Annotated in this window: 5 protein-coding genes; all 5 read right to left on the bottom strand. The window is 70.3% G+C overall.

What is annotated here, in order from left to right; all coding sequences use genetic code 11:
• Positions 1-21: 21 nt before the first annotated feature.
• Positions 22-504, bottom strand: a complete 483-nt coding sequence (locus DQW06_RS19350; RefSeq protein ID WP_013156497.1) for a hypothetical protein — start codon at positions 502-504, stop codon at positions 22-24.
• A 77-nt stretch (positions 505-581) separates the two neighbouring features.
• Positions 582-1,499, bottom strand: a complete 918-nt coding sequence (locus DQW06_RS19345) for a hypothetical protein (protein ID WP_232833081.1) — start codon at positions 1,497-1,499, stop codon at positions 582-584.
• Between the two features lie 45 nt (positions 1,500-1,544).
• The gene (locus DQW06_RS19340; protein WP_013156494.1) at positions 1,545-2,054 is read right to left on the bottom strand and encodes a hypothetical protein; all 510 of its coding nucleotides are present in this window, start codon (positions 2,052-2,054) and stop codon (positions 1,545-1,547) included.
• Positions 2,054-2,527: a hypothetical protein gene (locus tag DQW06_RS19335; RefSeq protein WP_231391494.1), complete on the bottom strand. Its 474-nt coding sequence runs from the start codon at positions 2,525-2,527 to the stop codon at positions 2,054-2,056. The genes DQW06_RS19340 and DQW06_RS19335 overlap by 1 nt, the downstream gene beginning before the upstream one ends.
• 357 nt (positions 2,528-2,884) lie before the next feature.
• A partial coding sequence (locus DQW06_RS19330; protein ID WP_198662499.1) for a fibronectin type III domain-containing protein occupies positions 2,885-3,220 on the bottom strand: 336 nt, incomplete at its 5' end.

The following is a 3,220-nucleotide window of genomic DNA, read 5'->3' as shown; positions in this document are numbered from 1 at the left end:
CCGGGACGGCCGCGCCGCGCCTCAGCGGAAGTACGGCGCGGCGGCGGCGACGAGCGCGACCAGCGCGGCCAGGGACAGCGCCAGGAGGGCCACCTCGCAGGCCAGAGCCGTGCGGCGGCGCCGACGGTACCGGGCGAGCTCCTCGTCGGCCTCCCGGTCGATGCGCTCGTGCTCCCTGGCGACGCTCTCCCGCTGGGCCTCGAAGGCCTCGCGCAGCGACTCCAGCTCACGGCGCAGGCGGTCCTCCTCCGCGGCCTCGGCGGGGCCGGAGAGCGCCGACGCGTCCCTCGCCAGGGCCCCGACGACCCGCTGCCTGCGGTCGGCCAGCTCCCTCTCCGCGAGGAGCGCCGCGGAGGAGACGCCCTGCCTGCGCCGGGCCCTCGCGTTCCGGATCCGCAGCCCGGGGTCGTACAGGCGGCGTTGGCGGAGCCTCAGGACCGTGTTGCCGAAGACGGTCGCGGCCACCAGGAAGAACACGTAGAAGGCAAACTGGTCAACGTCCATCCCGATGCTCCTCCGGACGGGTCTGTGGGATCGGCGCGGCGGCGGCTCCGGAAGCCGGTGCGGGAGTCGTCCCCATGTCAGCGGCGCACCCGGTTGACGGCACGGGTGACGGGGTTGTTCCTGCGGGGGGAGTCCACGAGCTTGCGCGGATCCGCCTCCGCGACGGGGAGGTCGCGGCCCTCCCGGGCCTTGTCGTCCCTGCGCGCCGCCTCGCTGACGGTCGTGTACGCGTCCCGCTGGGCCGCCCCGCGCAGGGACAGGTGACCCGTGTCCTTGAGGATGTTCAGGGTCGCCTGCGCGGCTTCCAGACCGTTGTTCCTGACGATGTCGGCGATGGTTCTCGGGTAGTCGGCCAGGATGGCGTCGACCCACTCCCGGAAACCGGGGAGGCCGCCCTTCCCCATGGCCTCCCAGGCACCGACGTTCACCTCCAGGCCGAGGATGCCGTAGGACTCCCTCATGTGCGCGTCCATCAACGCGACGTTGTCACGGATCGCGGTGACGGCCCGCACGGTGGCGGCGGCCTCCTGCGAGGAGAGCTTCGGCCTTCCCCGTGACACGGGGCCGATCAGCACGGGGCCGCCGGGCCGCATCATGTCGTCGAAGGTCTGGGTCGTCGCGCCCCTGCCGCGGAGGTTGTCGACGACCGCCTTGGCGACCTGCATCTGACGCTCGACGATGAGCAGGTTGGTGCCCGCCTCCAGGGTCACGGCCTCGCCCTCGCGCATCGCGTTCCCCTCGGTGAGGGGGTACTCCTGCCTGTTCCAGACCTCCGTGTTGATCTGGCGGGCGATCTCCTCGACGCGTGCCATCTCGTCCCTGGACAGCTCGTGCAGGGAGTGGTCCGACTTCCGCGCCTTGGGTTTCAGGTACTTCTTGGTCGTCTTCGCGATGTACGCGGCGACGGCCACGAAGGCCAGGTTGGCCAGAGCCGCCGTCACGGCGCCCTGGCCGCCGGCCAGCATCCCTCCTGGACCGAACAGGAACTCGAACAACTTCCCTCTCCCGGATGTGACGGTGTGTACTGCCGGAGCCGACCGCTATCCGGCGAGGAGGACCGCGATGACCAGCGACGCCAGCGCCACCATGCAGACGACATGGGCGGTGCGGGCCAGCCGCGCCCCCCGCCCGCCGGGACCCGCGGAACCCGCTCCGGGGCCGTACCCGGCGACGGGGCCCGCCGCGGAGGACTCCCGCTCCCGGGACACCGCCTCCTCGACCTCGCCGTCCAACCGGGCGACCATGTCCGAGTACTCCGCGAACCGCCTCTCGGCGTCGTCGGCGAGCCCCGCGGAGGCCTCTCCGCCCCCGGCGTGTCCGCGGAAGTTCACGGTCGCCAGCATGTTGTCCAGGACCAGGGTCTTCTCGTGTACCGCGGCCCTTCCGAAGCTGATGGCGTTCTCACGGATCTCGGCGCGACGCGCGTCGTCCAGGGCTTCCCGGAAGTCGGACAGCGTCCTGGGATGTGCTCCCGACCTCGCCGTGGACTCCGTGACCAGGAACCTCAGGACGTAGAGGGCCACGACGGCCGCGCACACGGCGGGGAGCATCACGACAGCCTCGTCCTCTTGTTCTCGGCGCCGCCCGAGGCTGTGGTGAGCGGCCTGCCGTTCACGTTGATCCCGTTCATACGGGCCGATTGCGTGTATCCGTCCATGAAGGCGTCCACCCTCGATTTCCCCTGCTTCCTTCCGAGGAATTCCTTGACCGCATCCCGGTGAAAGGGAATGGACCACAGGTTGGCCAGGTGCTGACCGTTGTTCTCCACCACGGTCCGGATCGTGGTGGCGACCCTGTTGACGTTCTGGAGATAGATGTTGTCGAGGTCGGCGACCCGGAGAAACGCCGGAAGGTTCCTGGACCTCTCATGTCTGGCGACCCTGGAGGCCTCGTTCGCCAGGGCCTCCCTGAGGTGGGCCTCGTAGTCGTTCTTGGCGATTCTGGTGTCGAGGTAGGACTGCCAGAACACCCCGACCAGCGCACCGCCCACGATGTTCATGTAGATCGGCGTGGACGTGGCCATGGCCAGGATGGTGCTCAGGAGCTCTCCCATGAGCCGGGAAACCCTTCCGTCCGAATCGGTACGCGGGCACGCGACAGACCGGCCTTCGGCTCGCGGGGGCGGAGCGGTCCGGCACGGTGGACGGGATCCGGGAGCAGGTGATCCCTGTTGACCACGGGGATGGTGTCCCCAGCGGAAACCCCGGCCGAACAGGAGGCGAAGGCCGGGGTGGCGTACATCATAGACCCCATAGGAACGTTTGTCCTGTTGTGGGGCTGATGACTTCCCGTGTCCGGAGCCGCACGATGGCGATGACGCGCCGGGGACGCGGATCTCCCCTGGTCACACGCTTTTCGGCGGAATCGGCGGGTGGTTCCGCTAGGCGCCCTCGTCCGCCGCTCCGCGGTCGGTGCAGACCTGCTCGGAGGGGGCGACCTCGTCGGTGGACTGGACCGCGACCACCCTGAAGCAGTACTCGACCTCGGGGTTCAACCCGCTGACCTCCACCTCGGCGACCCCCGCGTCGACGTCGGCCATGGTGGTGGACCCGGCACCCGTCGGGCCGCCGACCACGAAGTGCGGGGTGGCGCCGCCGGTGTTGTCGGTCCAGGACAGGGAGACGCTGTAGGTGTCGTCGGTCAACTCCACCCCGGTCGGGGCGATGTCCGCGACCGGGGCGGGCGTGTCCTCCCCGGCCGCGCCCTGGGCGGGCGG

Source organism: Nocardiopsis sp. TNDT3 (assembly GCF_003427465.1).
GTDB lineage: Bacteria > Actinomycetota > Actinomycetes > Streptosporangiales > Streptosporangiaceae > Nocardiopsis > Nocardiopsis dassonvillei.
Note: the sequence above shows the minus strand (reverse complement) of the source record. Positions and strands in the feature narration are given on the sequence as shown.